The sequence below is a fragment of the Bradyrhizobium guangzhouense genome (genome assembly GCF_004114955.1).
Lineage (GTDB): Bacteria > Pseudomonadota > Alphaproteobacteria > Rhizobiales > Xanthobacteraceae > Bradyrhizobium > Bradyrhizobium guangzhouense.
Genome location: NZ_CP030053.1, coordinates 5,353,334 through 5,379,853, shown reverse-complemented (window position 1 = coordinate 5,379,853; position 26,520 = coordinate 5,353,334). Strand labels below are relative to the sequence as shown.

The following is a 26,520-nucleotide window of genomic DNA, read 5'->3' as shown; positions in this document are numbered from 1 at the left end:
GCAGATGATGCCCATCATACGCCTGAGGCGTGGTAGCGCTTCATGTCTCGACGTGTCGGCTGTCCGGCGGGACAGTCGATAAAAGGGTGCGGCCTCGAGAGGGGGACCAGCGCGGTACCAAAAACCCCAATCGAGGCCGCCCGCGTCGATCGGCGGATCGAACGCTGCTCATTTTCGCGTGAGCATCCGGTGCGATAATGAGACGCGCCCATGTCCTGATTCCAAATTTTCAATGACGGAATCTGGGCACGGCGTTTGCGCGGTTGTTTAGGTACCGTTTTTCTCGGCCTGGTCGTACACGGCCTGCGCCACCTTGGTCAGGCGATCGCGGTCGGCGCCGCCGCCGCTGACGACGTAACCGACGCCGCGCTCGGCCCAGAACAGCGCCCCATCCTTGTCCGCCCTGGCATAGCGCATCTGCGTTGCGCCAGTCTCGGTCTTGGCGGTGTAGATCGTATAGCGCTCGCCTGAGGCGCCTTCATACATCAGGAAGGACGCCGGGCCATTCGGCCCCGGCAGCAACCGTCCGCCGACCAGCTTCAGCCCGCTCGCCTCCAGATTGGGCGCGAACACGGTCCAGCCGCAGCGCCGGGTCAGCCAGGCCTGGAGGTGGTCGCGCTCATTGCCGGGCACTTCGACCGGATGGCGGACCTCGACGACATAGAGGCGGTGGGCGTCGAGCGCGTCCTCGGTAAAGCTCTGGAAAGTCGAGGGCGCGTTGGCGGCGCCATGCGCGACCCAGCCGGCCGCGCCGCCGGCGACGAAGGCGACCAGCGTGGCCGCGATGGCGCCATAGAGCCATTGCCGCGGACGGCGCTCCAGCCGCTCGAGCTCCAGCCGGGCGGGCACCGGCTCCTGGGCGACGCCGTCGTAACGGGCGTGCAGCATCTCGGCCATCGTCCGCCAGGACTGTACCCGCTCGGCGTCGTCAGGATGGGCGGCAAGCCAGGCCTCGACGTCGGCGCGGCGCTCCGCCGGCAACTCGCCATCGACAAAGGCGTGCAATTCGTCTTCGGTCACTGGAATATTGTGGTCGTTCATATCGATCGTCTCTGGCTCTGCGGCCCAAAATATCTGACGCGGTTCAACTGCGCTGCTTCTCTCTCCGTGCAGGGGATGCGGCATGCGCGATGCATCAATCCTGCCATCATTTCACCCGCCTAAGCGCCGGGCGCTCACCCTCCAGCGACGCCTTGACGTGGGCGCGGGCGCGCGCCAGGCGGGACATGACGGTGCCGATCGGCACGCCCTGGATGTCCGCGACCTCCCGGTAACTCATACCCTCCAGCATCACCAGCAGCAGCACCGAGCGTTGCTCCTCGACCAGCGTCGAGAGGGCTCGCTCGATGTCGCGTCCTTCGGCCTCCGTCCCGCTGGCATCCGGGTTGTTCTCGGTCAGCTGCATGAATTGCGGCCGCCTTGCCAGCGAGCGCCGCCGGTTCTTGTTGAGGTTGGTCAGGATCGTATAGAGCCAGCTCCTGACGTCGCCTCCCAGAAACAATCGCTCCGAGCGCAGCGCACGCACCAGCGTGTCCTGCACCAGATCGTCGGCCGCATCCGCATCGCGCGTCAGCGCGCGGGCGTAGCGGCGCAACGCCGGGATCATGGCTTCCACGCTCTGGCGAAAAGCACTCATGCCGTCTTGACGTCCTTCACATCAGGCGCGAGCGCCTCTAGCGATCATAACACCCGAATGGAACGGCTATTCCGGCGCCGGAAACAGCGTTAACGCCGCGGATTAGGACTGTACCGCAGGGGAGGGCTGGTGTACCTCCAGACCTCGACGAGAGCTACAGGACGTTAGCAAATGGCGCAGAATTCAGGTCTGATGCAAGGCAAGCGCGGGGTCATCCTCGGCGTTGCCAACAATCGCTCGATCGCCTGGGGCATCGCCAAGGCATGCCAGGCGGCCGGTGCCGAGATCGCGCTCACCTACCAGGGCGATGCGCTGAAGAAGCGGGTCGAGCCGCTCGCCGCCGAGCTCGGCGCGCTCATGCTCGGACATTGCGACGTCACGGATGCTGCGACCATCGATGCGGTGTTCGACGTGCTGAAGGAGAAGTGGGGCAAGATCGATTTTGTCGTGCATGCGATCGCGTTTGCCGACAAGGACGAGCTCGAGGGCCGCTACGTCGACACCACCGCGGACAATTTCTCCAAGTCGATGCTGATCTCCTGCTATTCGCTGACCGCGATCGCGCAGCGTGCCGAGAAGCTGATGACCGACGGCGGTTCGATCATCACGCTGAGCTATTACGGCTCCGAGAAGTGGATGCCGAATTACAACGTCATGGGCGTTGCGAAAGCAGCGCTGGAGGCGAGCGTGCGTTATCTCGCCGCCGATCTCGGCGTGAAGGCGATCCGCGTCAACGCGATTTCGGCAGGGCCGATCAAGACGCTGGCCTTCGCCGGCATTGCCGATTCACGCCTTCTTCTGAAATATAACGAGATCAACGCCCCGCTGCGGCGCAACGTCACGATCGAGGAGGTCGGCGACAGCGCGGTTTATTTCCTCTCCGACATGTCGCGCGGCGTCACCGGCGAGGTGCATCATGTCGATTCCGGTTACAACGTGCTGGGCATGATGCGGCCCGAAGCGTCGGATGCATCGAAGGACTGACCGCCTCCCGCAATGCCCGCGCCCACGATCTATTATCTTCGCCACGGCGAGACCGAGTGGAATGCGCTCGGCAGGCTTCAGGGCACCAGGGACATTCCGCTGAATGCGCGCGGCCGCGACCAGGCGGTGCAGGCAGGCCTCGTTCTGGCCGATCTCCTCAAACGCGACGGCCGCGACAAGGCGACGCTGCCCTATGTGTCGAGCCCGCTCGGCCGTGCCCGCCAGACCATGGAGCTCGCGCGCGGCAAGCTCGAATTGTCTGTGACGGATTATGTGCTCGATGATCGCCTGCGCGAGATCGGCTACGGCGTCTGGGAAGGGCTGACGCTCGCAGAAAGCGAGGCGAGAGATCCCGAGGTCTATTCAAGGCGCCTTGCCGACAAATGGACGGTCGGGCCTGCGGGCGCAGAGACCTATGCCGACGTGCAGCTCCGCGTCCGCGCCTGGTATGACGAGCTCAAGGCCGACACCGTCGCGGTCGCCCATGGCGGCACCTGTCGGGCCCTGATGGTCTCGCTCGGCCTGGAAACGCCGGCCAGTGCTGCCGAACTCTATATCGAGCAGGGCGCCGTCTACGTGTTCCGCGAGGGACGGCTGGAGAAGTATAGTTAAGCAGCCCGCTGTCATTCCGGGGCGACCGAGGGGCGAACCCGGAATCTCGAGATTCCGGGTTCGATGCTTTGCATCGCCCCGGAATGACGGAACGAGGGTTGAACCCAAAGCTCCCCGGCGCTACGACGTTGACAAACAACGTTTGTGCAAAACGTCAGCACTAGGCGGCAGTTCGGTATGTCCTTCAACACTTTCGGCCACATGTTCCGCGTCACCACCTTCGGCGAAAGCCATGGGGTGGCGATCGGCTGCGTGGTCGACGGCTGCCCGCCGATGATCCCGCTGACCGAGGCCGACATCCAGCAGGACCTCGATCGCCGCAAGCCGGGCCAGTCGCGCTTCACCACGCAGCGCCAGGAGCCGGACCAAGTGAAGATCCTGTCCGGCGTCATGGCGCATCCGGAGACCGGCGTGCAGGTGACGACGGGCACCCCTATCGGGCTGCTGATCGAGAACGCCGATCAGCGCTCCAAGGATTATTCGGAGATCAAGGACAAGTTTCGCCCGGGCCATGCCGACTTCACCTATGAGGCCAAGTATGGCCTGCGCGACTATCGCGGCGGCGGTCGCTCATCGGCGCGCGAGACCGCGATGCGCGTCGCTGCTGGCGCGATCGCGCGAAAGGTGCTGCCGGATGTGAAAGTACGCGGCGCGCTGGTGCAGATGGGGCCGCACAAGATCGACCGCGCGAAATGGGATTGGGACGAGATCGCGAAGAACCCGTTCTTCTGTCCCGACAAGGACAAGGCTGCGTTCTTCGAGACCTATCTCGACGGCATCCGCAAGAGCGGCTCCTCGATCGGCGCGGTGCTCGAGATCGTCGCCGAAGGCGTGCCGGCAGGACTTGGCGCGCCGATCTACGCCAAGCTGGATTCCGATCTCGCCGGCGCGATGATGACCATCAATGCGGTGAAGGGTGTCGAGATCGGCGCCGGCTTTGGTGCGGCCGAGCTCACCGGCGAAGAGAACGCCGACGAGATGCGCACCGGCAATGACGGCACGCGCTTCCTGTCCAACCATGCCGGCGGCGTTCTGGGCGGCATCTCCACCGGACAGCCGATCGTGGTGCGCTTCGCGGTGAAGCCGACCTCGTCGATCCTGCAGCCGCGCCTCACGGTCGATCGTCAGGGCGCCGACACCGAGATCATGACAAAAGGCCGCCACGACCCCTGCGTGGGCATCCGCGCCGTCCCTGTCGGCGAAGCCATGATGGCCTGCGTGCTCGCCGACCACTTCCTGCGCGACCGCGGGCAGGTGGGGCGCTAGCGCCCCTGCTTGAAGCTTCTGTGTCGCGGTACCTGCCCACCGCGCAGCTTGACGATTCCACAACTTCGTCGGCTAATGCGGGTATGGAAAGCTCCGAGCTCCAGCGCATCATCAATTGGCTGATCGACGGTGCCCGGTCGTCGCGGGACTCTGCCGAGATGATTTCGGATGCCTGCGAGCAACTGGTTGCGGCCGGCCTGCCGCTGTGGCGGTTCGGCGTCTTCATCCGGACCCTGCATCCCGAGATCTACGGCCGCAACTTCATCTGGCGGCAGGGCGAGGAAGTCGAGATCGGCACGGTCGATTTCGAGATTCTTGCCACGCCCGAATTTGCGCGGAGCCCGCTTCGGATCGTGTTCGAGGAGGGACTGGAGGTGAGGGGACGCATGGATGACCCCGACAGCAAGCGATTTCCGTTCCTGGACGACATGCGTGCCGAGGGCGTCACCGATTACATCGCGACGCCGATGCGGTTTCTCGATGGCTCGATCCATGCCATCAGCTGGACCACACGGCATCCCGGCGGCTTCAGCGAGGATGACATCGCGACGATCCGCTCCATCGTCGCGCCGCTGGCGCGTGTCAGCGAGATCGTCACCCTGCGTCGCACCGCCGTGACGTTACTCGACACCTATGTCGGCAACCGCGCCGGCGAGCGCATCCTCGGCGGCCAGATCCGTCGCGGCCACAACGACACCATGCAGGCCGCGATCTGGCTGTCGGACCTGCGCGGCTTCACTGCGCTATCCGACCGGCTGCCGGCCGAGACGGTGGTCGATATCCTGAACCGCTACTTCGATTGCCAGGTCACGGCCATCCGAGGGCACGGCGGCGAGGTGTTGAAATTCATGGGCGACGGCCTGCTCGCGGTGTTTCCGATCGACGAATATGTCGGCGACGCCAGCCATGTCTGTTCGCGCGTGTTGGAAGCGGCGCGCGAGGCCCGCGCCAGCGTCGAGGCGTTGGGGCATCCGGTCGGCGATGTCGTCGAACGCTTTCGTTTCGGCGTCGCCCTGCATGTCGGCAACATCCTCTACGGCAATATCGGCGGCGGCAACCGGCTCGACTTCACCTGCATCGGCCCAGCCATCAATCTCGCGGCGCGGCTGGAGAAGATCGCCGGCCGCCTCGGGCGGACCGTCGTGGTGTCCGAGGGGTTTGCCAAAGTCTGCCAGCATGACTGGCGCAATCTCGGCGAGTTTCCGATCGCAGGATTTTCCAAGGCGCAGCGCGTGTACGGGCTGGCCGAGGAAACGCCGGTGGTGATGGCGTGAAAGTCGAGCCATCCGTGATGGTGCCTCTCGAGGCCCAGCCTTAAAGCGATGGCCTATTCCTCCGGCTCGGTCGTGAACAGCAGCGGATAGCCCTTGGCGCGGCCTGCATCCGTCGCGCGCGTCGCCTTGGTTTCGGCGACGTCCCTGGTGAACACGGCGACGACGCAGGCGCCGAGCTTGTGCGCGGTGATCATGACCTTGTAGGCCTGATCCTCGGTCATGCGGAATTCGGCCTTGAGCACCATGGTGACGAATTCACGCGGCGTGTAGTCGTCGTTGATCAGGATGACCTTGTGCAGCTTCGGCCGCTCGACCTTGGTCTTGGTCCTGGTTTTCGGCGTGGTAACGGTGTCGCTCATTCCGCCTCCCGGACACGGCGGGCTCGGGTTCCCAGCCGGAGCGATCAGCCCGCGGCCTTCGTACCATATTGCAGGACCTGTACCTTCTCCAAGGTGATCAGGCCGCTCGACATCATGCCATCCAGGATGGGCAGGAATGCGTTGATGTTGTCCTCGCTGTCGACGATCTCGATCAGCAGCGGCAGGTCTTCCGAAAGCCGCAGGATTTTCGAGGTGTGCAGCCGGCTCGACTTGCCGAAGCCCATCGGGCCGCGCAGCACGGTGGCGCCGGCGAGGTGCCGCGCTCGCGCGGTCGTCACGATCGCTTCATAGAGTGGTTTGCCGTCGTAATGGTCGCTCTCGCCGATGAAGATCCGAAGCGAAACAGCCTGATTGGGGATTTGCATGGTCAACTCCTCGTCAAGCGGTTGTAGCGGCTCGCCATCATATGCCCAGTCCATACCGACACCAGCCAGCAGACGACGGACGCCGCGACATAGGCGAGTGCGGTATATTTCATGCCGCCGTGGAACAGGCGGAAGGTCTCGAGGCTGAAGGTCGAGAAGGTGGTGTAGCCCCCGCAGAAGCCGGTCATCACGAACTGCCGGTGCTCCGGCCGCGCCAGCATGCGGCCGTCGGGGCCGGTCAGCGTCGCATAGAAGCCGATGATCAGCGAGCCCGTGGCGTTGATGAACAACGTCGCGAAGGGAAAGCCCGGGCCGGTATCGAGGGCGAGCCCGACCAGATAGCGCGTCAGCCCGCCGACGATGCTGCCGGCAGAAACCCAGGCATAAAGCGTCGCGGTGCGCCAGCGTTCGGCGGAGGAAGCCTTCATCTGCCGCTAGCCTCCAAAGCTATCTGCGAGGAGGAAGCCGCAGCTCACCGCCGCAAGGCACAGTCCGACCGAGAACACGACGTTGCCGAGCGCGTGCACTGGTTCGCCGTTGCGCGCCAGGGTCAGCGTTTGCAGGCTGAACGAGGACACCGTGGTGTAGCAGCCGAGGAAGCCTGTCACGGCGAACAGCCACGGATTGGGCGTCGCGAACACCGAGCCGGGATGGGTCGCCAGCGCACCGAGAATGCCGATCAGGAAGGCGCCGGTGACGTTGATGGTCATGGTGCCCCAGGGAAAGGTCTCGCCCAGCCGCCGCGCGATGGCGCCGGAGACGAAATAGCGGGCGCAGCCGCCCAGCACGCAGCCGACCACGATTGCGATCACTCCGCTCAGCACGATGAACAGTCCCCCGTCATCACTTGTTCTCCATTGCCAGGCCATTGCCGACGGTCAGCAGTCCCACCAGCGCCGCCAGTGCGAAGCCGAGCCCGGCAAGGAACGTGCCGACCGGACCATAGGCATCCCACAGCGCTCCGGCGATCACGCTCGCGGCCAGCATTGCAAGGCCGGTGAACAGATTGAAATAGCCGAAGGCGGTGCCGCGCAGCGCCGGGGGTGCAGTATCGGCGACGAGGGCTGAGAGCAAGCCTTGCGTCAATCCCATATGCAGGCCCCACAGCACGACGCCGAGCGCGAGGCCGGCGAGGTGAGGCAGCAGCGCCAGCGCGAGGTCCGCGCCGGCAAGCAGGATGAGGCCGAGCGCGAGCAGGGCGGTCCGGTTGATCCGGTCCGACAGCACGCCGGCCGGATAGGCCGAGAGAGCGTAAGTGATGTTCATCAGCACCAGCACCGCCGGCACCCACATCGCATTGAGCCCGATGTTCTGCGCCCGCAGGATCAGGAAGGCCTCGCTGAAGCGTGCAAGGGTGAAGACGACGCCGACCGCAACGACACGCCAGTAGACCGGCCCGAGCTGCCGCATCGCGGCTACGTTGAGCGGGTTCGACGCGCGCTCCCGGCTTGCATCCGGCTCCGGCTCGTTGACTGCGAACGTGATCAGCCCGAAGGACAAGAACGCCGGCAGCACCGCCGCCCAGAACACGGCGACAAAATGATCCGATGTCCACCACATCAGGCCGATTGCAGCGAGCGGTCCGACGAAGGCGCCGATCGTGTCGAGCGACTGCCGCAGGCCGAAGCTCGCGCCGCGCAGGCCCATCGGCGAGATATCGGCGATCAGCGCGTCGCGCGGTGCGCCGCGAATGCCCTTGCCGACGCGATCGATGAAGCGCGCTGCCACCAGCCACCCGACGCTGGGGGCTAGCGGGAACAGCGGCTTGGTCAAGGCGGCCAGCCCGTAGCCGAGGGCCGCGAGCTGCTTGCGGCGGCCGAGCCAGTCGGACAGGGCGCCGGAGAAGATCTTCGTGATCGCAGCCGTGGCCTCCGCGATGCCCTCGATGAATCCGACGGCGAGCGTGGAGGCGCCGAGCACGGTGACGAGATAGACCGGCAGCAGCGCATGAATCATCTCGGAGGAGATGTCCATCAGCATCGAGACGAAGCCGAGCACCCAGATCTCCTTGGGCAGCCTGGCGTGCGCAGCTTTCGGTGTGGTCGTCGTCATGTCGTCCACGCTCTCCTTGGCCTTCGTTTCAGGCAACAAAAAACCCGCCAGCGGCGGGTTTGTCCATGCTCCCGCCAAAGGCAGAGGCTGATTGCCTCACCTTGGCAGGAGTCATCAGCCCACTGCAGTCACGCGACCGCCGGGCGGTTGTCGGGGGACTCCATCCCCATCTGTCCAGTCAGCCTAGCATGGAAATTATGGGGAACAAGTGGGCGGCACAAGTCACGTGGCGCGAGCGCGAGGCGGCGCAAGCGTGGCGATATGGCGGCGGTTTCGCGCTGGCGTGTGAAAATCCTAACTCGAAAGTGAAGTGCCATCGATCTTCGCGCTTTGCGGCAAGGCGTTTGCATGTCACCATCGCATCATACGACGGGAGGCTGCGATGCGCGTGCTGTTCTCGATCGGGGCTGTGCTGGTGGCCGGCGTGCTTGCCGGAGGAGACGTCGCGGGCATTGCGGCGCCAAGTCCTAAGCCTGAACCGCCGAAATTCGAGCCGTCACGACAGCAGCGGCAGGCCGCCGACGGCGATGCGCAGTCGGTCGATATCGAGCTGATCCTCGCGGTCGATGTCTCCTACTCCATGGACATGGACGAGCTCGCGATCCAGCGCGAGGGCTACGCCCAGGCGATCCAGTCCAAGGAGTTCTTGCAGGCGCTGAAGTCCGGCCCCAATGGAAGGATCGCGGTGACCTATTTCGAATGGGCCGCATCCAACGACCAGAAGATCATCATCCCCTGGCGCCTCATTGACGGACCGGAGACCGCGGATGCCGTCTCGGCCGAGATCATGAAGACGCCGATCCGGCGCGCCTCGCGCACTTCGATCTCGGGTGCGATCGGATTTGCGATGCCGCTGTTCGACGAGGATCCCTATCACGGGCTTCGCCGCGTCATCGACATCTCGGGCGATGGTCCCAACAACAATGGCGGTCCCGTCACGGTGGCGCGCGATCTCGCGCTCGAGAAGGGCATCATCATCAACGGCCTGCCGATCATGGTGAAGGAGCCGTCCTATTCGACGATGGATATCGACAATCTCGATTTCTATTACGAGGATTGCGTGATCGGCGGACCCGGCTCCTTCGTCATCGCGATCAAGGATCGCGAGAAGTTCAAGGAGGCGATCCACGCCAAGCTCTTGCAGGAGGTCGCGGGCCGCACGCCCGAGCGTCCGGTGGTGCGCGTTGCGGACAAGGACAAAGAGCCGCGCGTGAGCTGCCTGATCGGCGAGAAGATCTGGTCGGATCGCTGGGGCCGCTGAAACGCATCTGCGATGAGACCATCCGCCCCTCGCGGGGAAATTAACCGCTTGTTAACGACAGCGGGGCCCTAATCTCAGACGTTTCTGAATGTTTCTGACGCTCCTTGCCCGTGTTCGAAGGCCAGCGGGTTTGTCCGATCCATTCGTCGAGCAGGCCCAAGCCCCATCCCATGGCCATCATCGCGCAAAGCACCAGCCAGATCTCGCCCGCCAACGAGCGGATGTATCACCAGAGCGCTCTGGTTGGAGATTGGAAGGGCAATTGGGCGGGCAACAACCAGCCCGTTGAGTTCAAGGTCGTGAACATCAGAGGCAGCCGCGCCCAGGTCGAGTACACCCACAACGGGCACACCGAGCGCGGCTTTGCCCAGGTCAACGGCTCGCTCATCACCTTCGGTTCGATCACCGTCGGCACCAAGGACGGCAAGAATCTTGTGCTCCTGTTCTCTGCGGGCGGCGCCGGCAAGCAGACCGCGACGCTCGCAAAGCAGGCGCCGCCGGCCTCCGACAGCCGCCTGATGGGAAGCTGGGGCGGCTATTCCAGCGACAACGGCAAGAGCGCGAGCTTTCGCGTGCTGTCGGTCGACGGCAACGAAGCGCAGGTCAGCGTCACCACCGACGGCATCACCCGCCAGGGCACCGGCATCGTCTACAAGAACGTCATCATGTTCGGGCAGTCGCAGATCGCGACCGACGACGGGCAGAACGGCAAGATCATCTACCAGGTCGGCACCAAATCCTTCATGGTGCCGGTGACGAAATATCCGCCGGCGGATTCATCATCCTCGGTCGATCGAACTGCATAGTCCTGACGCGTGCTGCGACTATGGCATGCGCGACCTCGACGCGGCCGATGCCGACGGCAATCAGGTCACATTCAGGATGGGCGTCTCTGGAACCGCCTGGAGCGCGTCCCGGCTCGGCTGGTATTTGCGGCGTGTGTCGCGTATAATCTGCAGACCATTCTGACGGTTAGCCGAATGCCCAGCCTCGTTCGTTCCTGCGCTCTTGCAATTCTCTTCGCCGTGTTTTGCCTTGGCGGCCCACCTGTTCATGCTCAGGTCGCGCCTCTGCAGTATTGGATTCCCGGCGGGGCCTTCGGCTATGGCGGCAGCGCCGAGAGTTACGGCAATTTTCCAGGCTTCAACGGCGGCGATGCCAAGACGGGCTACGATTTCCGTCCCGGCTTTTTCGTCGGAAGCCAGCACGGCAATCTCGGTCTAAGCGGTTTCAGCCAGGCTGGACCGGCGAGCAATTTCAGCGCGCTGTCCTATGACAGCACGCAGTTCGGCTACAACATGAAGACTACCGGGGGCTCGCCCGTGACGTTCTTTGGCGGCATCGACACGCTGAAATACGGCAACGGCATCGGCAGCTCGGTTGCGCCGCTGACCTCCGCCGCAGGGCCCGGCTACGGCGGATTTGCGGGCGTCGAATTCAAGCCGACTTCCAATCTCAGCCTGTCGTTCGGAGCCGGGTTCACCCAGCGCGACTCCAGCCGCATGGACAGCGATATCAGGTCGGACATGCTGCCCGGCGAGTCACCGGCGCTGGGCGCGCTTCGGCGCTAGCGTTGCATCACCGCCTCCGGGGGGCGCCGCAGCGATGTCGGCAAGTCCGGACCGGTTCCGAAGCGCATCACGATGTCGGGGCGCCGTTCGCCCAGTCCGATTGATGCCGCGAATTGCGGTCGCAGTGCCGCCACCTCGACCGGTTGGTTGACGAACGAATATTTGAGGCCCAGCGCGGTCGCCTGCAGGCCGAAACGCTGGCAGGCGCGGCCGACCGCGATCCAGTGCGCCTTGTCGCTGCGATCGGCTGCGAGCACGACAACGCCCGCTGAGCTGTCGAGCTGCTCGCGGTACTTCTTGTTTTCCCCGTCTTCGGTGAAGAAGAGTCGCAGCAGCGGCCGGGCGACCCATGCGGGCAGGGATGGATTTCCCGAGACACGAGAGTACAGCCCGTCCATCGTCGCGAGCGCATCGGCCTCGTTGAAGCGCATCCAGCTCACGAGCTCGCGCATGAAGGCCTGATCGCGCATCTGTGCCGCATTGCCTTCGAGCACATAGTCGCCCACCTTCCTGATGGCGGTACGCTCGGTCATCAGCATCGCGGCGACACCAGGTTCGCGGCAGGCGCCGATACAGGATTTCGGGCGCGGCGGGCTTGCCGTCGAAAGCTGCGCGCGTGCATTGCCTGACCGGAATCGCCCCAGCCAGCGCCGATGCTGCCGGCGGGGCTTGCTCAAGTGCGATCACGATCCGCTCGCCGTCGAAGACGGAGTTGGCGCGCCAGCCGAGCGCGGCGGCGGCGAGGATGAGATTTTCGGCGGCGCATCCGAGACTGACGAAGAGATGATGATCGTCGGGATCGACAGCCGGACAGCGGCGCTTGAAATCGGGCGCAATTGCGATCTCGTCGCCGTGGGCGGAAAAAATCCAGGGCTGCGTGTTGTGACTATTGGCCGCAAGCGTCGCAAAACGCACGAGCTCGCGGTCCCGGGACGTAGCCTGCAGCGGGGCGCGAGACGTCTTGACGGCCTCCTCGTAGGTCATGCCTTCCGCACAAGCAGGGAGGCCGCTGATGGCGGCCGCAGAAAACCCGAGCGTGGCCGCGATGAATTGTCGTCGATCAACCACAAGCGTCTGCTCCGCGTCCCGTTGCTTAGGACGCTTCTAGCGCCCACGAAGATAGGGCGATTGAGCAGAATCAAGGCTGGAGCGCGCTGGCGCGATAGGGACTTTGGCCCTAGCGGGTAAACCGCGCGACGATCTCGACATGGGGCGTGTGGCGGAACTGATCGACCGGGACGACATTCTCGATCTTGTAGCCGCCATCGATCAGAAGCCGCGCGTCGCGGGCGAAGGTGGCGACGTTGCAGGAGACTGCGACCAAGACGGGCACCTTGCTCGCGGCGAGCTTGAGCGCCTGTGCCTGTGCGCCCTGGCGCGGCGGATCGAACACCACGGCATCGAAATCGCGCAGCTCCGGTGGCACCAGCGGACGACGGAACAGGTCACGCGGCTCGCACCTGATCGGCTTCAGCCCCGGCGTGCGCGCCGCCTTCGCAAGCGCGGCGATCGCGCCGGCGTCGTTGTCATAGGCGGTGACCCGGGCCTTCTCGGCGAGCCTCAGCGCAAACGGGCCGACACCGCAGAAGAGGTCGAGAACCTCCTTCGCCTTGCCGACGCGCTCGCCGACGAGTGAAGCAAGCGTCTCTTCACCTGCCACGGTTGCCTGCAGGAACGAGCCAGGCGGCAGCGTCACCTCGGCGCGGCCCATCTTCACCGTTGGCGGCAGGCGTTGCAGCACCAGTTCGCCATGCCGCGTCAGCCGCGCCAGACGATGTTGCTCGGCGACGCGCGATAGCGCCGTCACCAGCGGCGTCGGGAGCGGGCCGGAACCACGCACGTCGACATCGAGGCCGTTGGAGGTCGCCGTCACCTGGATATCGAGCGGCTTGGTCACCGGCATCTTCGATGTCAGCGGCTCGGCGATGGCCCAGGCAGCATCGAGCGCGCCTTCCAGCGCGGGATCGAGGATCGGGCAGTGGTCGATCGGAATGACATCGTGGGAGCTCGTCGCGGAGAAGCCGACTTTGAGCACGTCATGCGTGCCGAACCGTCCGTGCAGCGTCACGCGCCTTCGCCCGGCGCCATGCGCATCGACCAATGGCGCCACCTCGCAAGTAATGCCGGCCTGCGCCAGCGTCTCGACCACGACGTTGCGTTTCCAGGCCCGATAGGGCTCGACTTCCCAATGCTGGATCGCGCAGCCGCCGCAGATGCCGAAATGCGGGCAGAACGGTTCGATGCGCTCGGGGCTGGCGACGTCGACCGCCAGCAGCTTGCGGCGGTCCGGATGATGGCCTGCGACGTGATCGACCTCGACGGTCTCGCCGCCAAGCGTGTAGGGCACATAGATCGCATCACCCGCCGTGAGCGAGACGCCGTCGCCGCGATGGCCGACATGATCGATGGTGAGGCGTTCAACCACGGCGCGCGCCCAGGAAGAATTCGACGTTGCCGTCGCCGCCGGCGATCGCGGAGGGAAACATTTCGATGCCGGTGCAGCCGAGTGACTTGGCAAAGGCCGCGATGTCGTCGCAGATCTCCTGATGCACCGCGGCGTCGCGGACGATGCCCTTCTTGTTGTGCTTTCTGTCAGCCTCGAATTGCGGCTTGATCAGCGCCAGCAGGCTCATCGGCGCTGCCGCGAGCGACAGCGCGACCGGCAGCACGGCCTTCAGCGAGATGAAGCTGACGTCGATGACGACGACATCGGGTCGCGCCGGCAGGCGCTTGCCGTCATAGGCGCGGATGTCGGTCGCCTCCATCGACACGATTTTTGGATGATTGCGCAGCGAGGGATGCAGCTGGCTGGTGCCGACATCAATGGCGAACACCAGGCTCGCGCCGTTCGCCAGCAGCACCTCCGTGAAGCCGCCCGTCGAAGCGCCGACGTCGAGGCAGACATGGTCCTCGATCTCGATTCTGTACCGCTCCAGCGCGCCGGCGAGCTTGACGCCGCCGCGCGAGACGTAGGGATGCGCCGGCTCCGCCTGGATCACGGCGTCCTCGGCGATCGTCTCCGATGGCTTGGCGACCTGCTTGTCATCAGCCGTGACGAGTCCGGCCTCGATCGCCGCGCGCGCCCGCGCCCGGCTCTCGAACAGGCCGCGCTCGACCAGTACAACATCCGCGCGCTTGCGGGCAGGGGACATGATCTCTCCGTGGCGACCGGGGCGCTATGGTGCGATCAATCGCGCGGCTGCCATCCGGACGCAAGCCTCGAACGCGGCCAGATCATGCCAGACGTCAACGGACATTTGCGCCGGCGTCACCAGGGGGCAGCCGTGCAGCTCCAGCGCATGGATCATCATCAGATTATCGACCAGGCCGAAATCCTCGACCGTCAGCCCCTGCGCATCGACCAGCCGGCCGTCCTCGGAGGTGACCTCCATGAAGCGCGTGACGCGGTCGGCATAGGTGGCTGGATCGTTGGAGTAGGCGAGGCAGAACTTGCGCCGGCCGGCCATGTAGCCGAGCTCGTAGACGGTGCCCGGATCGGCGCCGGCGCCGCGGAACGGGGTGAGATTGGCGATGATGGCGTCGGCCTGGTCCATCATCGCCTCGTTGCCGCAAAAAATCTGCCGCGACGCGTCGGCTGCTGCGAGGTCGATCGTGTTGTCGAGCGGGTAGAGGCCGGCGAGCCCATGCGCGGCGCAGATCACGGCCTTGCGGCGACCGATCTCGACCGCATCCGGCAGGAATACGTCGGGACCTGCCAGATAGATTTTCATGGAGCTAGAACCAGAAAATTTGTGTCGAGATGCAAGCCGCAGAGCGTGCTCTGCTCCCTCCCCCGCTCGCGGGGGAGGGTTGGGGAGAGGGTCTCCCGGTTCGCGAGAACCCTCTAGAGGATAAAACCCTCACCCGGATCGCCTAGGACGATGCTTCGCATCGCCTCGCGATCCGACCTCTCCCGCAAGGGGAAGAGGTGAACCAGATCAAGCCAGCTTGACCGTCTCGGTCTTCACGTCCTTGCCGAGGGCTTCGAACACCTTGGCGACGATGCCCTTGGCGTCGAGACCGGCGCGGGCGTACATCGCGGCCGGCGTATCGTGGTCCTGGAACACGTCGGGCAGCACCATCGTGCGGAACTTGAGCATCCCGGTGTCGAGAACGCCCTGATCGGTCAGGAACTGCGCGACATGCGAGCCGAAGCCGCCGACCGAGCCTTCCTCGACCGTGATCAGCACGTCGTGGTCGCGGGCAAGCTTGAGCACCAGCTCGGTGTCGAGCGGCTTCATGAAGCGCGCATCGGCAATCGAGGTGGAGAGGCCGTGGGCGGCGAGCTCGTCGGCCGCCTTCTCGCATTCGGCCAGACGCGTGCCGAAGGAGAGCAGGGCGATCTTGTTGCCCTGGCGGATCATGCGGCCCTTGCCGATCTCGAGCGGGATGCCGACCTCGGGCATCTCGATGCCGCGGCCTTCGCCGCGCGGATAGCGCAGCGAGCTCGGACGGTCGTCGATCGCCACCTGGGTCGCCACCATGTGCACGAGCTCGGCTTCGTCTGCCGCCGCCATGATCACCATGTTGGGCAGGCAGCCGAGATAGGCGTTGTCGAACGAGCCGGCATGGGTCGCGCCGTCGGCGCCGACGAGGCCGGCGCGGTCGATGGCAAAGCGGACAGGCAGGTTCTGGATCGCGACGTCGTGCACGATCTGATCATAGCCGCGCTGCAGGAAGGTCGAGTAGATCGCGCAGAACGGCTTGTAGCCTTCGGTCGCAAGACCGGCGGCGAAGGTCACCGCGTGCTGCTCGGCGATACCGACGTCGAAGGTGCGGTCGGGGAACGCCTTGTTGAAGATGTCGACGCCGGTGCCGGACGGCATCGCCGCGGTGATGGCGACGATCTTGTCGTCCTTCTGCGCTTCCTTGACGAGGCTCTGGCCGAACACGTTCTGGTAGGCCGGCGCATTCGGCTTGGCTTTCGCCTGCGTGCCGGTGGCGACGTCGAACTTGACGACGGCGTGGTACTTGTCGGCGGAGGCTTCCGCCGGGCCGTAGCCCTTGCCCTTCTGCGTCACGACGTGGACCAGGATCGGGCCGGTCTCCATGTCGCGCACGTTCTTCAGCACGGGCAGCAGATGGTCGAGATTATGGCCGTCGATCGGGCCGACGTAATAGAAGCCGAGTTCCTCGAACAGCGTGCCGCCGTCCATCATGAAGCCGCGGGAATATTCCTCGACGCGGTTGGCGCGGTTGGCGAGGATCTTGGGCAGGCGCTTGTTGATCTGCTTGGCCGCATCGCGCAGCGTGCGATAGGTCTTGCCGGAGTAGAGGCGCGACAGATAGGCGCTCATGGCGCCGACCGGCGGCGCGATCGACATGTCGTTGTCGTTGAGGATCACGATCAGGCGCGAGTTCATGGCGCCGGCATTGTTCATGGCTTCATAGGCCATGCCCGCCGACATCGCACCGTCACCGATCACGGCGATAACGTTGTTCTTGCCGCCGGAGAGGTCGCGGGCGACGGCCATGCCGAGACCGGCGGAGATCGAGGTCGAGGAATGCGCGGCGCCGAACGGATCGTAGTCGCTCTCGCTGCGCTTGGTGAAGCCGGAGAGGCCGCCGCCGGTGCGCAGCGTGCGGATGCGGTCGCGGCGTCCGGTGAGGATCTTGTGCGGATAGGCCTGATGGCCGACGTCCCAGATCAGCCGGTCACGCGGCGTGTCGAAGACGTAATGAATCGCGGTGGTGAGCTCGACCACGCCGAGGCCAGCGCCGAAGTGACCGCCGGTCACCGAGACGGCATCGATCGTTTCCTGCCGCAGCTCGTCGGCGACCTGGCGAACCTGCTCGACCTTGAGCTTGCGCAGGTCTTCCGGCGTCCGGATGGTGTCGAGAAGCGGCGTTTTACTGTATGCGTTCACGGCGATTTCCAATTTGTCAGCGCCGGAAGGTCATTCCGGTGCGCGATGGGTTTGCACAATATCGGCGCAGCGCGAGTCCTTAAACCGTCGGAGCCACCTGCCAGGGTCAACGCCCCGTCTTCAAGCTTAGGTGAGCTTAGGTGCGCTCCGGTTCAGTCTCTGTGATCCCTGTCACGTAGATCGGCTTCGTCCGTCCCAGCCAATTTCATCAGCGATTTGAGGCGCTTGTCGTCGGAAATCGGTCCCCACGTCAAGGCTAACAAAAAGCCACACTCCGCGCAGCTTTACACCAAAGCTTGGGCCAAAGCCAACCCACAGGGCCGATTACGGGTATGCAGGTGCAACCGGCGGGCCAATTTGGTTAATCGCGGCGCCGGAGAGAAGGTTCCAATCCTGCCCGGTTCCTTGGCAGGATTCTCTGCGGAATGACAGTGGTTTTCGAGGGCGATTCCCGCGATGAGACGTCGACGAGGGAACTCTTCAATCCCGACGCCGTCTCGGCGGGCCAAGATGGGCGTGCGATCCCGAAAAATTGCAGGCGGCTGATGCTGAGGACGGGTGGCTGCGCGCGCCTTACTGCACGTCCAGCGGCGCCGTGCCGGCGGCCTGGCCACTGGCATCGGTGGTGATCTTGTCGACGCGTGCCTCGGCCTGGCGCAACAGCTCCTCGCAGCGCCGCTTCAGGGCTTCGCCGCGCTCGTAGATCGTGACGGATTCCTCGAGCGGCACCTTGCCGTCCTCGAGCCGCTTCACGATCGTCTCGAGTTCCTCGATCGCGCGCTCGAAGGTGAGCCTGGAGACGTCGATTTGGGTATTTTCGGCCATATCCGTTTCCGATTGCCCGATTCGCTTCTTTTGGAAAACAGCAGAGTTTTGCGGGCTTAATGTGGCGGGTCTCTCAAGCGCCCATCAGGGCGCCGACATGCGCCGTAACAGATTCTTTCAGTCCTTGCAGGTCGTAGCCGCCTTCGAGCACGGAAACAACGCGCCCGCCTGCGGACTTGTCGGCGAGGTCCATCAGCTTGCGCGTCACCCAGGCATAATCCTCGGCGCGCAAATTCAGCGAGGCCAGCGGATCGCGGTAATGCGCGTCGAAGCCCGCCGAGATGATGAGGAGCTCGGGGCTGAATTCGGTCAGCCGCGGCAGGATCAGATTCTCGAACGCGCTGCGAAATTCAGGCCCGCCGTCTTCCGAGGCCAGCGGCGCATTGACGATGGTGTCGTGATCGCCGCGCTCGCCCTTGGCGCCGGTGCCGGGAAACAGCGGCATTTGATGCGTCGAGCAGTACATCACTGATGGATCCGACCAGAAGATGTCCTGGGTGCCGTTGCCGTGATGAACGTCGAAATCGACGATGGCCGCGCGCTTGATGCCGTATTTGCGCTGCGCATGGCGCGCGGCGATCGCGACATTGTCGAAGAAGCAGAAGCCCATGGGCTTGCCGATCTCGGCGTGATGGCCGGGCGGGCGCACCGCGACGAAGGCGTTGCGGTGCTCGCCGTTCATCACGGCCTCGGTCGCGGCCACCGCGCCGCCGACGCCGCGCATCACCGCTTCCCACGTGCCGGGGGACATCGAGGTGTCGCCGTCGAGATAGACCTGGCCGCTGGTCGGCGCGACGTGGCGCAGCTCGGTGACGTAATGCTCGTTGTGACAGAGCGTGACGAGATCGAGATCGCCCTCCGGTGCCAGGTCGCGCACCAGGAACTGGAAGCGCTCGACCGACAGCGCTTCCTCGACCGCGCGCAGGCGGTCCGGGCGCTCGGGGTGCCCCGGCGGCGTGACGTGGTCGAGGCAGGCCTTGTGGGAAAGAAGAAGCGTGCTCATCAGGTCGGCCTCACAGGGAACGAACTCTCGACGTCGCTTGGCGCATCCGGCGCCAAAACGCAATGCAAAACCCAATCTAGGCGTTCCCTGGCGAATGGCAAAGGGCCGCCCGTTCCGGCCCGTTTGATCCAGATCAATTCACACGCAGGATGCGGTTGGGCGGCAACGGGCCGATCGGACCATGCGCCCTGAAGAAGGCGAAAAGCGCGTCGGAATCGTAGCCGCCATATTGCGCCGATGCGCCCTGTTTCGCGACCGTGAAGCCGTCGCCGCCGACGGCGAGGTAATCGTTGACGGTGACGCGATAGCCGGTGGCCGACTCGATCGGCCTGCCGTTGAGCGTCATCTTGTCGGCCATGACGCGCTCGCCATACGGCTTTGACGCGTCCCAGCTGTAGCTGAAACCGATCGAGGCCTGGAGGATTCGCGGCCGCTTCGGATCGAGCCATTGCTGCTCCAGCATATCCTTGAGCTGGCTGCCGGTGAGCGTCATGGTGACGAGGCGGTTGCGGAACGGCTGGCTTGCGAACAGGTCGCCATAGGACACAGCGCCGTTCTCCTTCGGGATGAGATCCGTGCGGATGCCGCCGGGATTGGTCAGCGCGATGACGGCGCCGCCGTCCTTGGCATCCTTCGTCGCGGCGAGCTGTGCATCTGCGATGATGTCGCCGAGTGCGCTTTCGCCGGCTTCGTTCGGAACGCGCGACAGCGTCTGCGTCACCGACCCGGCCGGCCGGTTGGCAATCGGCGCCGAGAGCTTGTCATAGGCATCGATCAGCGCGGTTTGCTCGGGATCCCTGGCGAGCGAGGCGTCGGCGACGATGACGTTCTCGGCCTTGGCGCTGACGACGTCGCGGGTCGCTGGATCGAGCTTGAGGTCGATCGCGGTGACCAGCGTGCCGTATTTGTCGCCGCTGGTGACGAGCCGTCCGTCGATATTGCAAACATAAGCGCGGTGGGTGTGGCCGCTGACGACGACGTCGACGGCGCGGTCGAACTTCTTGACGATGTCGACGATGGGCCCTGTTATTGCCGGGCACTCGTTGTAGTCGCCGGCGGGCTCACCGCCCTGGTGAATCAGCACCACGATCGCCTCGACGCCCTTCGCCTTCAGTTGCGGCACCAGCGCATTCACCGTCTCGGCCTCATCGCGGAATTCCAGCCCCGCAATGCCCTTTGGCGAGACGATGCCGGCGGTCTCCTTCAAGGTCAGCCCGATGAAGGCGACCGGGATGCCATCAAACTCGCGGATCTCGTAAGGCGGCAGCACGCTCTTGCCGGTCGCGGTTTCGATTGTGGACGCCGCGAGATAGTGGAATTTGGCGCCGGTGAAAGCATGCGGCCCCTGGCAGCCATCTTCCGGATGGCAGCCGCCATTCTGCATCCTGAGCAGCTCGGTCTTGCCCTCGTCGAACTCGTGATTGCCGACCGAGGTGATCGCAAGCCCCATCATCGAAAGCGATTCGATCGAGGGCTCGTCGTGAAACATCGCCGACAGGAACGGGCTCGCCCCGATCAGATCGCCGGCGGCGACGAAGATGGTGTTCTTGTGCCCCTCGCGGAGTTGCTTGACCAGCGTCGCCATGTATTCGGCGCCCCCGGCGGCCACCGTCACCTTCTTGGTCTTGTCTTCGGGGTCATCGATGCGGATGCCGCCCGGCGGCGGACGCAGGTTGCCGTGGAAATCGTTGATCGCGAGAATCCGCAGCTCGACGGGCGCAGTGGTCTGGGCCGCGGCGGGCAGGGTGAGAAGCGCGAGAGCGAAGCTCGTCAGACGGAGAAGGTGTCGCATGGAACAAGACTAATCGCTCCGCGCGAAGATTTCACGAAGCTTCTTGCCGTCATTCCGGGTTCGCGCTGCGCGCGCCCCGGAATGACGGCGGGGGATTAGGCGCCGGAAAGTCCTACCGCTTCTTCCTGTTCGCAAACGCATTGAACGCGGCGATGGCTTCATCCGATTTCAGCCGCTCACCGAACAGATGGCCTTCCTGGTCGATGCGGCGGGTGAGCTCTTCCGGCGGGGTGCGCAGCAATTTGCGCGACGTTGCGACGGCCTCGGCCGGCAGCCGGCAGATCTCGCGCGCGACCTTGCGGGCCTCGACCTCGGTATGTCCCGGCGACACCACGGTGTTGACGAAGCCGGCGGCATGGGCCTCGGCGGCGGTGAAGCTGCGTCCCATCACCAGCATGGCGAAGGCGCGCTGGTACCCCATGGTGCTCGGCATCAGGAGGCTGGCGGCACCGACCGGAACGAGCCCGAGATTGATGTAGGGCGCCGAGAAGGTCGCGGCGTTGGAGGCGAGCACATAGTCGCAGTGAAACAGCATCACGGTGCCCATGCCGATCGCGGCGCCGTCCACGGCTGCGATGATCGGCTTGACGTTGAGCGCCAGCGAATAGAGGAACTTGGCACCGTCCGACAACGTTTCGGGGCGCGCCGTGTCGGCATGCATGAAATCGTCGATGTCGTCGCCGGCGGTGAACACGCCGGAGCCGCCGGTGATGATCATGCAGCGGATATCGGGGTTGTTCTGCGCGGTGTCGATCGCGCGGCTCATCTCACGATACATGTGCTGGGTGATCGCGTTCTTCTTGCCGGGACGACGCAGGATGATGACGCGTGTGCCGCGCTCGTCGGTGACGATGATATTGCCGTTCGGCATGAGCACTCCCTGCGGTCGCCGCGGCGCCTGCCGTCGGCGAGTCCTATCAGAGCTCAGCCTACATGATCCCGCAGGCGTGCCAATCCTGCCTCTCAATCATTTCGGCAGTGATGCCATTGAGTGGTTGCATGACACCCGCACACCCGCGGCAGCACGGGGTGATGCAATAACCGGCGTGACGGGTGCATCGCGCCTCCTGCGACGATTTGCGCATTGCAACAATTGGCTACAATGTTTCATTTGAAAAACCGGTGGTTGTGCGTCACGATCAGCCGTCTCGTTCATGAGGCTGACATTTGACGATGATCGCCGCAACGGTGGTTGACGAGTCCTCGCTGCGCTACCGCGGCTGGCGCGTGGTGCTGGCCTGTTTCCTGATGGCCTTCTTCATGTTCGGCTTTGGCCTCTACGGCCAGGGCGTGTATCTCGTCGAGCTCCAGCGCGCCCATGGCTGGCCCGGCACGCTGGTGTCCTCTGCCAGCACCTTCTCGTTCCTGCTGAGCGCCGTCCTCGTGATCTTTACCGATGATCTGCTCGTCCGCATCGGGCTGCGCGCGCTGATCCTGTGCGGGCTTGCGGCGCTTGGTGCATCGACCGCGCTGCTGGGGCTGATGCGGTTGCCCTGGCAGCTCTATCTTGCCTATGCGCTGATGTCGGTCGGCTGGACCGGAATGGGCTCGGTGGTGATCGCCACCGTGCTGAACTCCTGGTTCGAGCGACGGCGCGGGCTCGCGCTCAGCCTCGCCTTCAACGGCGCCACCTGCGGCGGCATCATTCTCGTTCCGGTTCTGCTGGCGCTGAGCACCAGCATCGGCTTCCGCTCGGCCATGCTGGCGGCGACCGTCGTGATGGTGGTGCTGGTGTTGCCGGTGGTTGTCGTCTTCACCGGCTGGCCGGTCGATGGGCCGCTGCATGCAGCAGGAGCCGCTTCAGGCGGCGGCAAGGGCGCGCGTCATTCGCGCCGGGCGCTGCTTGCGAACGCATCATTCTGGACCATGGTGCTGCCGATCGCGATCGCGCTGCTGGCGCAGATGGGATTCATCATCCACCAGGTGACGTTTCTCGAACCATTGGTCGGCCGCGCCAGTGCGGGCCTCGCCGTCACCATCATGGCGGCCATGGCGGTGGTCGGCCGGCTCACGCTCGGCCTGTTCGTCGATCGGCTCGATCCGCGGCACGCCTGCGCGGTGTCGATGGTGAGCCAGGCGGCGGCGCTGCTCGTGCTCCTGCAAAGCCAGAACCCGATCGTGCTGCTGCTGTGCTGCGCCGTCTATGGCTTCTCGATCGGCAACATGATCACGTTTCCGCCCCTGATCATCCAGCGCGAGATCGGCAGTGCGGCGTTCGCGGCCGCGATGGGCCTCGGGACCTCGATCAGCGGCATCGTCAGCGCGTTCGGTCCGGGCATCGTCGGCCTCGTGCGCAGCGTGAGCGGCGATTACACCATGGCATTTGCGATATGCGTGGCGCTCGACGTCGTCGCGGCCGGCATCGTGCTGTGGCGGCCTGGGAAGAGGGCGGAGGTCGCGGCCAGTAGGGTGGATTAGCGAAGCGTAATCCACCTCTTCTCTATACGCGGCGGCACAAGTGGTGGGTTACGCCTACGGCCAACCCACCCTACGCATCGACGCTCTCGGCAAGCATCTTACCCCAGCAACACCGCATCCGCCGCCGCGACCGACTCCGCGCTTTCCGTCACGGTGCGCTCGAGCGCACCGGCCTGCACGGTGATGTTCTCGGCGAAGAAGCGCGCGAGCGAGACGTAGCGCTGCGCATCCGCCACACCGTCACTCTTCGCGGCCAGCGCCTCGGAGGCCAGCATGCAGCCACCGAGCGTGGCGCCGAACTGCTGCAGATAGGGCGTCGCGCCCGCGAGCGCCTCGTTCGGCGCCGACGTGACGCGTTCGAGCAGCCATTTGCTGGTGCGCCTCAAGGCCTCCAGCGCCTCGCGCAGTTTCACGCCGGTGGTGCCGAAGGCGGGATCGTTGGAGGCCTCGACCTGCTTGACCGTGGCGGCGAGCTCATCGAGCAGCGCCCACACCGACGCGCCGCCATTGGCGGCAAGCTTGCGGGTGACGAGGTCGATCGCCTGGATGCCGTTGGTGCCCTCATAGATCGCGGTGATGCGCGCATCGCGATAATGCTGCGCGGCGCCGGTCTCCTCGATGAAGCCCATGCCGCCATGGATCTGCACGCCGAGATAGGCCACCTCGTTGCCGATATCGGTGGAATAGCCCTTCGCCATCGGCGTCAGCAGCGCCGCGCGTGCGGCGGCATCGGCGCGCACCTTCGGGTCCTTGGCGCGCATGGAGACGTCGAGTGCGACCGCGGTCGCGTAGCAGATGGTACGCGCGGCCGCGGTCTGAGCCCGCATCCGCATCAGCATGCGCTTGACGTCGGGATGGACGAAGATCGCATCCGAGCCATCGCCCTTCTTGCCGACGGCGCGGCCCTGCTTGCGCTCCTGCGCATAGGACAGCGCCAGCTGATAGGCGCGATCGGCGACGCCGACGCCTTCGAGACCGACGCCGAGACGGGCCTGGTTCATCATCGTGAACATGCAGCGCATGCCCTGGTTCTCTTCGCCGATCAGGAATCCGATGGCGCCGCCATGGTCGCCCATGGTCATGGTGCAGGTGGGGGAGGCGTGCATGCCGAGCTTGTGCTCGACGCCCGAGGCAAAGATGTCGTTGCGTGCGCCAAGCGAGCCGTCGGCATTGACCATGAACTTCGGTACCAGGAACAGCGAGATCCCCTTGGTGCCCGCGGGCGCATCGGGCAGGCGCGCCAGCACGAAATGCACGATGTTGTCGGTCATGTCGTGCTCGCCATAGGTGATGAAGATCTTCGTCCCCTTGATGCGATAGGTGCCGTCCGCCTGCTTTTCGGCGCGGGTGCGCAATGCGCCGACATCGGAGCCGGCCTGCGATTCGGTCAGCTGCATCGTGCCGGTCCATTCGCCGGTGACGAGCTTTTCCAGATAGATCTTTTTCAGCTCGTCGCTGCCATGCGCGTCCAGCGCCTCGATCGCGGATGCCGTCAGCAGCGGACAGAGGCCGAACGCGACGTTGGAGGCGCTCCAGATCTCGGTGCAGGCGGCGTTGATCGCCAGCGGCAGGCCCTGGCCGCCAAAATCTTCCGGGCCCGAGACCGCGTTCCAGCCGCCCTCGGTCCAGCGCTTGTAGGCGTCCGGCCAGCCCGGCGCGGTCGTCACCTTGCCGGCATCGAGCTTGATGCCGTGCTCGTCGCCGACCTTGTTCAGCGGCGCCAGCACATCGGTTGCGAACTTGCCGGCCTCTTCCAGCACGGCGGCGGCGATGTCGGCGTCGAAATCGCCATAATGGCCGGCGTCCAATGCGGCCTTGAGGCCGGCGCCATGGTTGAGCGACAGCAGCATGTCAGAGATCGGCGCGCGGTAGGTCATGGCTCACTCCCGGTAGACAGGTTTGCCGCCGTATTCCCATGAAATGGCGGAGGCCTCAATGGGCGCGATACGGGACCGCATCGGGCCTTTACCACCGCCTATATCAAGGTGTGGCGCGACCGCGCCCCGGTCGGTGGTATTTTGCGCCTCCAGGCGGTTGAAATGCCGCGCCGCACCCTATAGACCGGCAGCGACCGAAGGGAATCTGCGGCGGCCTGCTCGTCCGCCGTTCCCGTCGTCGCCTGATGGGGCGTAGCCAAGCGGTAAGGCAGCGGATTTTGATTCCGCCATTCGGAGGTTCGATCCCTCCCGCCCCAGCCAGACCGTGAGCTCGAACATTGCGTGCCGCCAGTGGCTCGGTGAGCATATCAGTCTTGAAGCGGCCTAAAGAGCGCGCTGCCAGGCCAGCGTGCGGTCGTTCTCCACGGCCCGGACCCACTTGGCGCGAAGCCCGCGGCGAGCTCGCAACAGCGCGGTGGATATTTTTATCATCTTACCTCGCTGCTTCCTGCTTGGCGCGGGCGACCATCTGGGTGGGATCGACGAAACGTAGCGCGATCAGGAGCCAGATCAGCGTGGTGATCATGTAGATGACCGCCATCGCGTCGATCGACTGGCCCGCCCTCACACCGGCGGCATAGACGGCGTAGTAAAGCGCGACAACCAGCGTCTGGCTATCGGGCCCGGCGGTAAAGAAAGTCAACTCGAACATCGCGATCGTGCGTACCAGTACCAGTAGCAGCGCTGCCAGAATGCCCGGCGCGAGCAGCGGAACCAGGACGTAAACAAACAACTGCCCCGTCCCGGCGCCGAACACGCGGGCCGCGGACTCGATACGCGGGTCGATTTGCTCGATGAATGGGATCATCACCAGGATGACGAAAGGCACTGTCGGCACGAGGTTGGCAATGATGACGCCCCAAAGTGTTCCGCCGGCGCCGAGCTGATAGAGCACGGTCGCGAGCGGAATGCCGAACGTGATCGGCGGGATCATCAGGGGGAGCAGAAACAACAGCATGACGAACTGCTTGCCGGGGAAGTTGCGGCGGGCCAGCGCATAGGCTGCAGGCACGCCGAACAGTCCTGATAACAGCACCACAGCGCCAACGACCTGGAACGTGGTGATCAACACGTCGCCGAGCTGAAATTCGTCCCACGCCGAGCGATACCAGCGAACCGTGTAGCCGGCCGGCAACCACGTTCCGAGCCATCGCGTGCCGAAGGAGTTTATCACGACCGTCGCAATCATCGCCATGAAGTTGACGATGAAGAAGATGACGGCTGCCCAGATCGCCAGTGCCCACAGTCGCTCGGAGACGGTCTTGTCCTGGCCCATT

The 26,520-nt window shown here is 64.8% G+C and carries 26 protein-coding genes, 1 tRNA gene and 1 riboswitch; of the genes, 9 read left to right on the top strand and 18 right to left on the bottom strand.

The genetic code is table 11. The features are described 5' to 3' along the window. Positions 1-267: 267 nt before the first annotated feature. Together XH91_RS25705 and XH91_RS25700 are read right to left on the bottom strand one after the other, a co-directional pair. Complete coding sequence (locus tag XH91_RS25705; protein ID WP_128953176.1) at positions 268-1,041, bottom strand: anti-sigma factor family protein; 774 nt, start codon at positions 1,039-1,041, stop codon at positions 268-270. A 106-nt stretch (positions 1,042-1,147) separates the two neighbouring features. After that, positions 1,148-1,636, bottom strand: a complete 489-nt coding sequence (locus tag XH91_RS25700) for a sigma-70 family RNA polymerase sigma factor (protein WP_128953175.1) — start codon at positions 1,634-1,636, stop codon at positions 1,148-1,150. Positions 1,637-1,807: 171 nt separating this feature from the next. On the opposite strand from XH91_RS25700, the gene fabI reads away from it, so the two are divergent. The 4 genes from fabI to XH91_RS25680 all read left to right on the top strand — a co-directional run bounded on the left by fabI (position 1,808) and on the right by XH91_RS25680 (position 5,772). Continuing rightward, the gene (fabI, locus tag XH91_RS25695; RefSeq protein ID WP_128953174.1) at positions 1,808-2,620 is read left to right on the top strand and encodes an enoyl-ACP reductase FabI; all 813 of its coding nucleotides are present in this window, start codon (positions 1,808-1,810) and stop codon (positions 2,618-2,620) included. Positions 2,621-2,632: 12 nt separating this feature from the next. Beyond that, the gene (locus tag XH91_RS25690) at positions 2,633-3,232 is read left to right on the top strand and encodes a histidine phosphatase family protein (RefSeq protein WP_128953173.1); all 600 of its coding nucleotides are present in this window, start codon (positions 2,633-2,635) and stop codon (positions 3,230-3,232) included. 177 nt (positions 3,233-3,409) lie between these two features. Further along, entirely contained in the window at positions 3,410-4,498 is a 1,089-nt protein-coding gene (aroC, locus tag XH91_RS25685; protein ID WP_128953172.1) for a chorismate synthase, read from the top strand. Between the two features lie 83 nt (positions 4,499-4,581). Next, on the top strand, positions 4,582-5,772 hold the full coding sequence (locus XH91_RS25680) for an adenylate/guanylate cyclase domain-containing protein (RefSeq protein ID WP_164934246.1): 1,191 nt from the start codon (positions 4,582-4,584) through the stop codon (positions 5,770-5,772). 53 nt (positions 5,773-5,825) lie between these two features. Here XH91_RS25680 and clpS read toward each other — a convergent pair whose 3' ends face one another. Genes clpS through XH91_RS25655 form a run of 5 tightly spaced genes read right to left on the bottom strand, consistent with a single transcriptional unit; the run spans position 5,826 to position 8,569 of the window. Next, positions 5,826-6,131, bottom strand: a complete 306-nt coding sequence (gene clpS / locus XH91_RS25675) for an ATP-dependent Clp protease adapter ClpS (RefSeq protein WP_128953170.1) — start codon at positions 6,129-6,131, stop codon at positions 5,826-5,828. Between the two features lie 44 nt (positions 6,132-6,175). Beyond that, the gene (locus XH91_RS25670; protein ID WP_128953169.1) at positions 6,176-6,517 is read right to left on the bottom strand and encodes a DUF190 domain-containing protein; all 342 of its coding nucleotides are present in this window, start codon (positions 6,515-6,517) and stop codon (positions 6,176-6,178) included. A gap of 2 nt (positions 6,518-6,519) precedes the next feature. Then, positions 6,520-6,945, bottom strand: coding sequence for a fluoride efflux transporter CrcB (gene crcB / locus XH91_RS25665; protein ID WP_128953168.1), 426 nt, complete (start codon positions 6,943-6,945; stop codon positions 6,520-6,522). Between the two features lie 6 nt (positions 6,946-6,951). Next, entirely contained in the window at positions 6,952-7,341 is a 390-nt protein-coding gene (gene crcB / locus XH91_RS25660; RefSeq protein WP_430648527.1) for a fluoride efflux transporter CrcB, read from the bottom strand. 19 nt (positions 7,342-7,360) lie between these two features. Next, on the bottom strand, positions 7,361-8,569 hold the full coding sequence (locus tag XH91_RS25655; RefSeq protein WP_128953166.1) for an MFS transporter: 1,209 nt from the start codon (positions 8,567-8,569) through the stop codon (positions 7,361-7,363). Between the two features lie 98 nt (positions 8,570-8,667). After that, positions 8,668-8,746, bottom strand: a riboswitch (Fluoride riboswitch). A 205-nt stretch (positions 8,747-8,951) separates the two neighbouring features. Between XH91_RS25655 and XH91_RS25650 the strand changes: the two genes are divergently transcribed. The 3 genes from XH91_RS25650 to XH91_RS25640 all read left to right on the top strand — a co-directional run bounded on the left by XH91_RS25650 (position 8,952) and on the right by XH91_RS25640 (position 11,401). Further along, the gene (locus XH91_RS25650) at positions 8,952-9,830 is read left to right on the top strand and encodes a DUF1194 domain-containing protein (RefSeq protein WP_128953165.1); all 879 of its coding nucleotides are present in this window, start codon (positions 8,952-8,954) and stop codon (positions 9,828-9,830) included. Positions 9,831-10,000: 170 nt separating this feature from the next. Beyond that, positions 10,001-10,636, top strand: coding sequence for a hypothetical protein (locus XH91_RS25645; RefSeq protein WP_128953164.1), 636 nt, complete (start codon positions 10,001-10,003; stop codon positions 10,634-10,636). 174 nt (positions 10,637-10,810) lie between these two features. After that, positions 10,811-11,401: a hypothetical protein gene (locus XH91_RS25640; protein ID WP_128953163.1), complete on the top strand. Its 591-nt coding sequence runs from the start codon at positions 10,811-10,813 to the stop codon at positions 11,399-11,401. Here XH91_RS25640 and XH91_RS39490 read toward each other — a convergent pair. The 9 genes from XH91_RS39490 to XH91_RS25595 all read right to left on the bottom strand — a co-directional run bounded on the left by XH91_RS39490 (position 11,398) and on the right by XH91_RS25595 (position 21,759). Further along, the gene (locus XH91_RS39490; protein WP_245477200.1) at positions 11,398-12,078 is read right to left on the bottom strand and encodes a hypothetical protein; all 681 of its coding nucleotides are present in this window, start codon (positions 12,076-12,078) and stop codon (positions 11,398-11,400) included. The genes XH91_RS25640 and XH91_RS39490 overlap by 4 nt on opposite strands. Positions 12,079-12,578: 500 nt before the next feature. After that, positions 12,579-13,826, bottom strand: a complete 1,248-nt coding sequence (locus tag XH91_RS25630; RefSeq protein ID WP_128953162.1) for a class I SAM-dependent RNA methyltransferase — start codon at positions 13,824-13,826, stop codon at positions 12,579-12,581. Continuing rightward, a complete protein-coding gene (locus XH91_RS25625; protein WP_164934247.1) occupies positions 13,819-14,553 on the bottom strand; it encodes a TlyA family RNA methyltransferase in 735 nt (244 codons plus the stop codon). Before XH91_RS25625 ends, XH91_RS25630 begins: the two co-directional genes overlap by 8 nt. Before the next feature lie 24 nt (positions 14,554-14,577). Beyond that, positions 14,578-15,132 carry a nucleoside 2-deoxyribosyltransferase gene (locus XH91_RS25620; RefSeq protein ID WP_128953160.1) on the bottom strand — a complete coding sequence of 185 codons (555 nt, stop codon included), beginning with the start codon at positions 15,130-15,132 and terminating at the stop codon, positions 14,578-14,580. A 207-nt stretch (positions 15,133-15,339) separates the two neighbouring features. Further along, entirely contained in the window at positions 15,340-17,268 is a 1,929-nt protein-coding gene (gene dxs / locus XH91_RS25615) for a 1-deoxy-D-xylulose-5-phosphate synthase (protein WP_128953159.1), read from the bottom strand. A 573-nt stretch (positions 17,269-17,841) separates the two neighbouring features. After that, positions 17,842-18,093 (bottom strand): exodeoxyribonuclease VII small subunit, encoded by a 252-nt coding sequence (locus XH91_RS25610; RefSeq protein WP_027554315.1) that lies wholly within the window; start codon positions 18,091-18,093, stop codon positions 17,842-17,844. A gap of 73 nt (positions 18,094-18,166) precedes the next feature. Beyond that, on the bottom strand, positions 18,167-19,096 hold the full coding sequence (locus tag XH91_RS25605) for a histone deacetylase family protein (protein WP_128953158.1): 930 nt from the start codon (positions 19,094-19,096) through the stop codon (positions 18,167-18,169). 133 nt (positions 19,097-19,229) lie between these two features. Next, complete coding sequence (locus XH91_RS25600) at positions 19,230-20,888, bottom strand: bifunctional metallophosphatase/5'-nucleotidase (RefSeq protein WP_128953157.1); 1,659 nt, start codon at positions 20,886-20,888, stop codon at positions 19,230-19,232. A 112-nt stretch (positions 20,889-21,000) separates the two neighbouring features. Beyond that, positions 21,001-21,759 carry an enoyl-CoA hydratase-related protein gene (locus XH91_RS25595; RefSeq protein WP_128953156.1) on the bottom strand — a complete coding sequence of 253 codons (759 nt, stop codon included), beginning with the start codon at positions 21,757-21,759 and terminating at the stop codon, positions 21,001-21,003. Positions 21,760-22,061: 302 nt separating this feature from the next. Here XH91_RS25595 and XH91_RS25590 point away from each other — a divergent pair, with 302 nt between their 5' ends. Continuing rightward, positions 22,062-23,306 (top strand): MFS transporter, encoded by a 1,245-nt coding sequence (locus XH91_RS25590; RefSeq protein ID WP_128954992.1) that lies wholly within the window; start codon positions 22,062-22,064, stop codon positions 23,304-23,306. Positions 23,307-23,404: 98 nt separating this feature from the next. On the opposite strand, the gene XH91_RS25585 is transcribed toward XH91_RS25590, so the two are convergent. Beyond that, positions 23,405-25,183 (bottom strand): acyl-CoA dehydrogenase family protein, encoded by a 1,779-nt coding sequence (locus tag XH91_RS25585; RefSeq protein ID WP_128953155.1) that lies wholly within the window; start codon positions 25,181-25,183, stop codon positions 23,405-23,407. A 246-nt stretch (positions 25,184-25,429) separates the two neighbouring features. Between XH91_RS25585 and XH91_RS25580 the strand changes: the two genes are divergently transcribed. Further along, positions 25,430-25,504: transfer RNA gene (locus XH91_RS25580), tRNA-Gln, on the top strand. Positions 25,505-25,676: 172 nt separating this feature from the next. On the opposite strand, the gene XH91_RS25575 is transcribed toward XH91_RS25580, so the two are convergent. Continuing rightward, complete coding sequence (locus tag XH91_RS25575; RefSeq protein ID WP_128953154.1) at positions 25,677-26,519, bottom strand: ABC transporter permease; 843 nt, start codon at positions 26,517-26,519, stop codon at positions 25,677-25,679. Between the last annotated feature and the right edge of the window lies 1 nt (position 26,520).

Excerpts from the sequence above, each read along its gene's own strand:
- XH91_RS25705 (WP_128953176.1), bottom strand. The coding sequence starts at position 1,041 with ATGAACGACCACAATATTCCAGTGACCGAAGACGAATTGCACGCCTTT.
- XH91_RS25700 (WP_128953175.1), bottom strand. The coding sequence starts at position 1,636 with ATGAGTGCTTTTCGCCAGAGCGTGGAAGCCATGATCCCGGCGTTGCGC.
- fabI (WP_128953174.1), top strand. The coding sequence starts at position 1,808 with ATGGCGCAGAATTCAGGTCTGATGCAAGGCAAGCGCGGGGTCATCCTC.
- XH91_RS25690 (WP_128953173.1), top strand. The coding sequence starts at position 2,633 with ATGCCCGCGCCCACGATCTATTATCTTCGCCACGGCGAGACCGAGTGG.
- aroC (WP_128953172.1), top strand. The coding sequence starts at position 3,410 with ATGTCCTTCAACACTTTCGGCCACATGTTCCGCGTCACCACCTTCGGC.
- XH91_RS25680 (WP_164934246.1), top strand. The coding sequence starts at position 4,582 with ATGGAAAGCTCCGAGCTCCAGCGCATCATCAATTGGCTGATCGACGGT.
- clpS (WP_128953170.1), bottom strand. The coding sequence starts at position 6,131 with ATGAGCGACACCGTTACCACGCCGAAAACCAGGACCAAGACCAAGGTC.
- XH91_RS25670 (WP_128953169.1), bottom strand. The coding sequence starts at position 6,517 with ATGCAAATCCCCAATCAGGCTGTTTCGCTTCGGATCTTCATCGGCGAG.
- crcB (WP_128953168.1), bottom strand. The coding sequence starts at position 6,945 with ATGAAGGCTTCCTCCGCCGAACGCTGGCGCACCGCGACGCTTTATGCC.
- XH91_RS25655 (WP_128953166.1), bottom strand. The coding sequence starts at position 8,569 with ATGACGACGACCACACCGAAAGCTGCGCACGCCAGGCTGCCCAAGGAG.
- XH91_RS25650 (WP_128953165.1), top strand. The coding sequence starts at position 8,952 with ATGCGCGTGCTGTTCTCGATCGGGGCTGTGCTGGTGGCCGGCGTGCTT.
- XH91_RS25645 (WP_128953164.1), top strand. The coding sequence starts at position 10,001 with ATGGCCATCATCGCGCAAAGCACCAGCCAGATCTCGCCCGCCAACGAG.
- XH91_RS25640 (WP_128953163.1), top strand. The coding sequence starts at position 10,811 with ATGCCCAGCCTCGTTCGTTCCTGCGCTCTTGCAATTCTCTTCGCCGTG.
- XH91_RS25625 (WP_164934247.1), bottom strand. The coding sequence starts at position 14,553 with ATGTCCCCTGCCCGCAAGCGCGCGGATGTTGTACTGGTCGAGCGCGGC.
- XH91_RS25620 (WP_128953160.1), bottom strand. The coding sequence starts at position 15,132 with ATGAAAATCTATCTGGCAGGTCCCGACGTATTCCTGCCGGATGCGGTC.
- XH91_RS25610 (WP_027554315.1), bottom strand. The coding sequence starts at position 18,093 with ATGGCCGAAAATACCCAAATCGACGTCTCCAGGCTCACCTTCGAGCGC.
- XH91_RS25605 (WP_128953158.1), bottom strand. The coding sequence starts at position 19,096 with ATGAGCACGCTTCTTCTTTCCCACAAGGCCTGCCTCGACCACGTCACG.
- XH91_RS25600 (WP_128953157.1), bottom strand. The coding sequence starts at position 20,888 with ATGCGACACCTTCTCCGTCTGACGAGCTTCGCTCTCGCGCTTCTCACC.
- XH91_RS25595 (WP_128953156.1), bottom strand. The coding sequence starts at position 21,759 with ATGCCGAACGGCAATATCATCGTCACCGACGAGCGCGGCACACGCGTC.
- XH91_RS25590 (WP_128954992.1), top strand. The coding sequence starts at position 22,062 with ATGATCGCCGCAACGGTGGTTGACGAGTCCTCGCTGCGCTACCGCGGC.
- XH91_RS25585 (WP_128953155.1), bottom strand. The coding sequence starts at position 25,183 with ATGACCTACCGCGCGCCGATCTCTGACATGCTGCTGTCGCTCAACCAT.
- XH91_RS25575 (WP_128953154.1), bottom strand. The coding sequence starts at position 26,519 with ATGGGCCAGGACAAGACCGTCTCCGAGCGACTGTGGGCACTGGCGATC.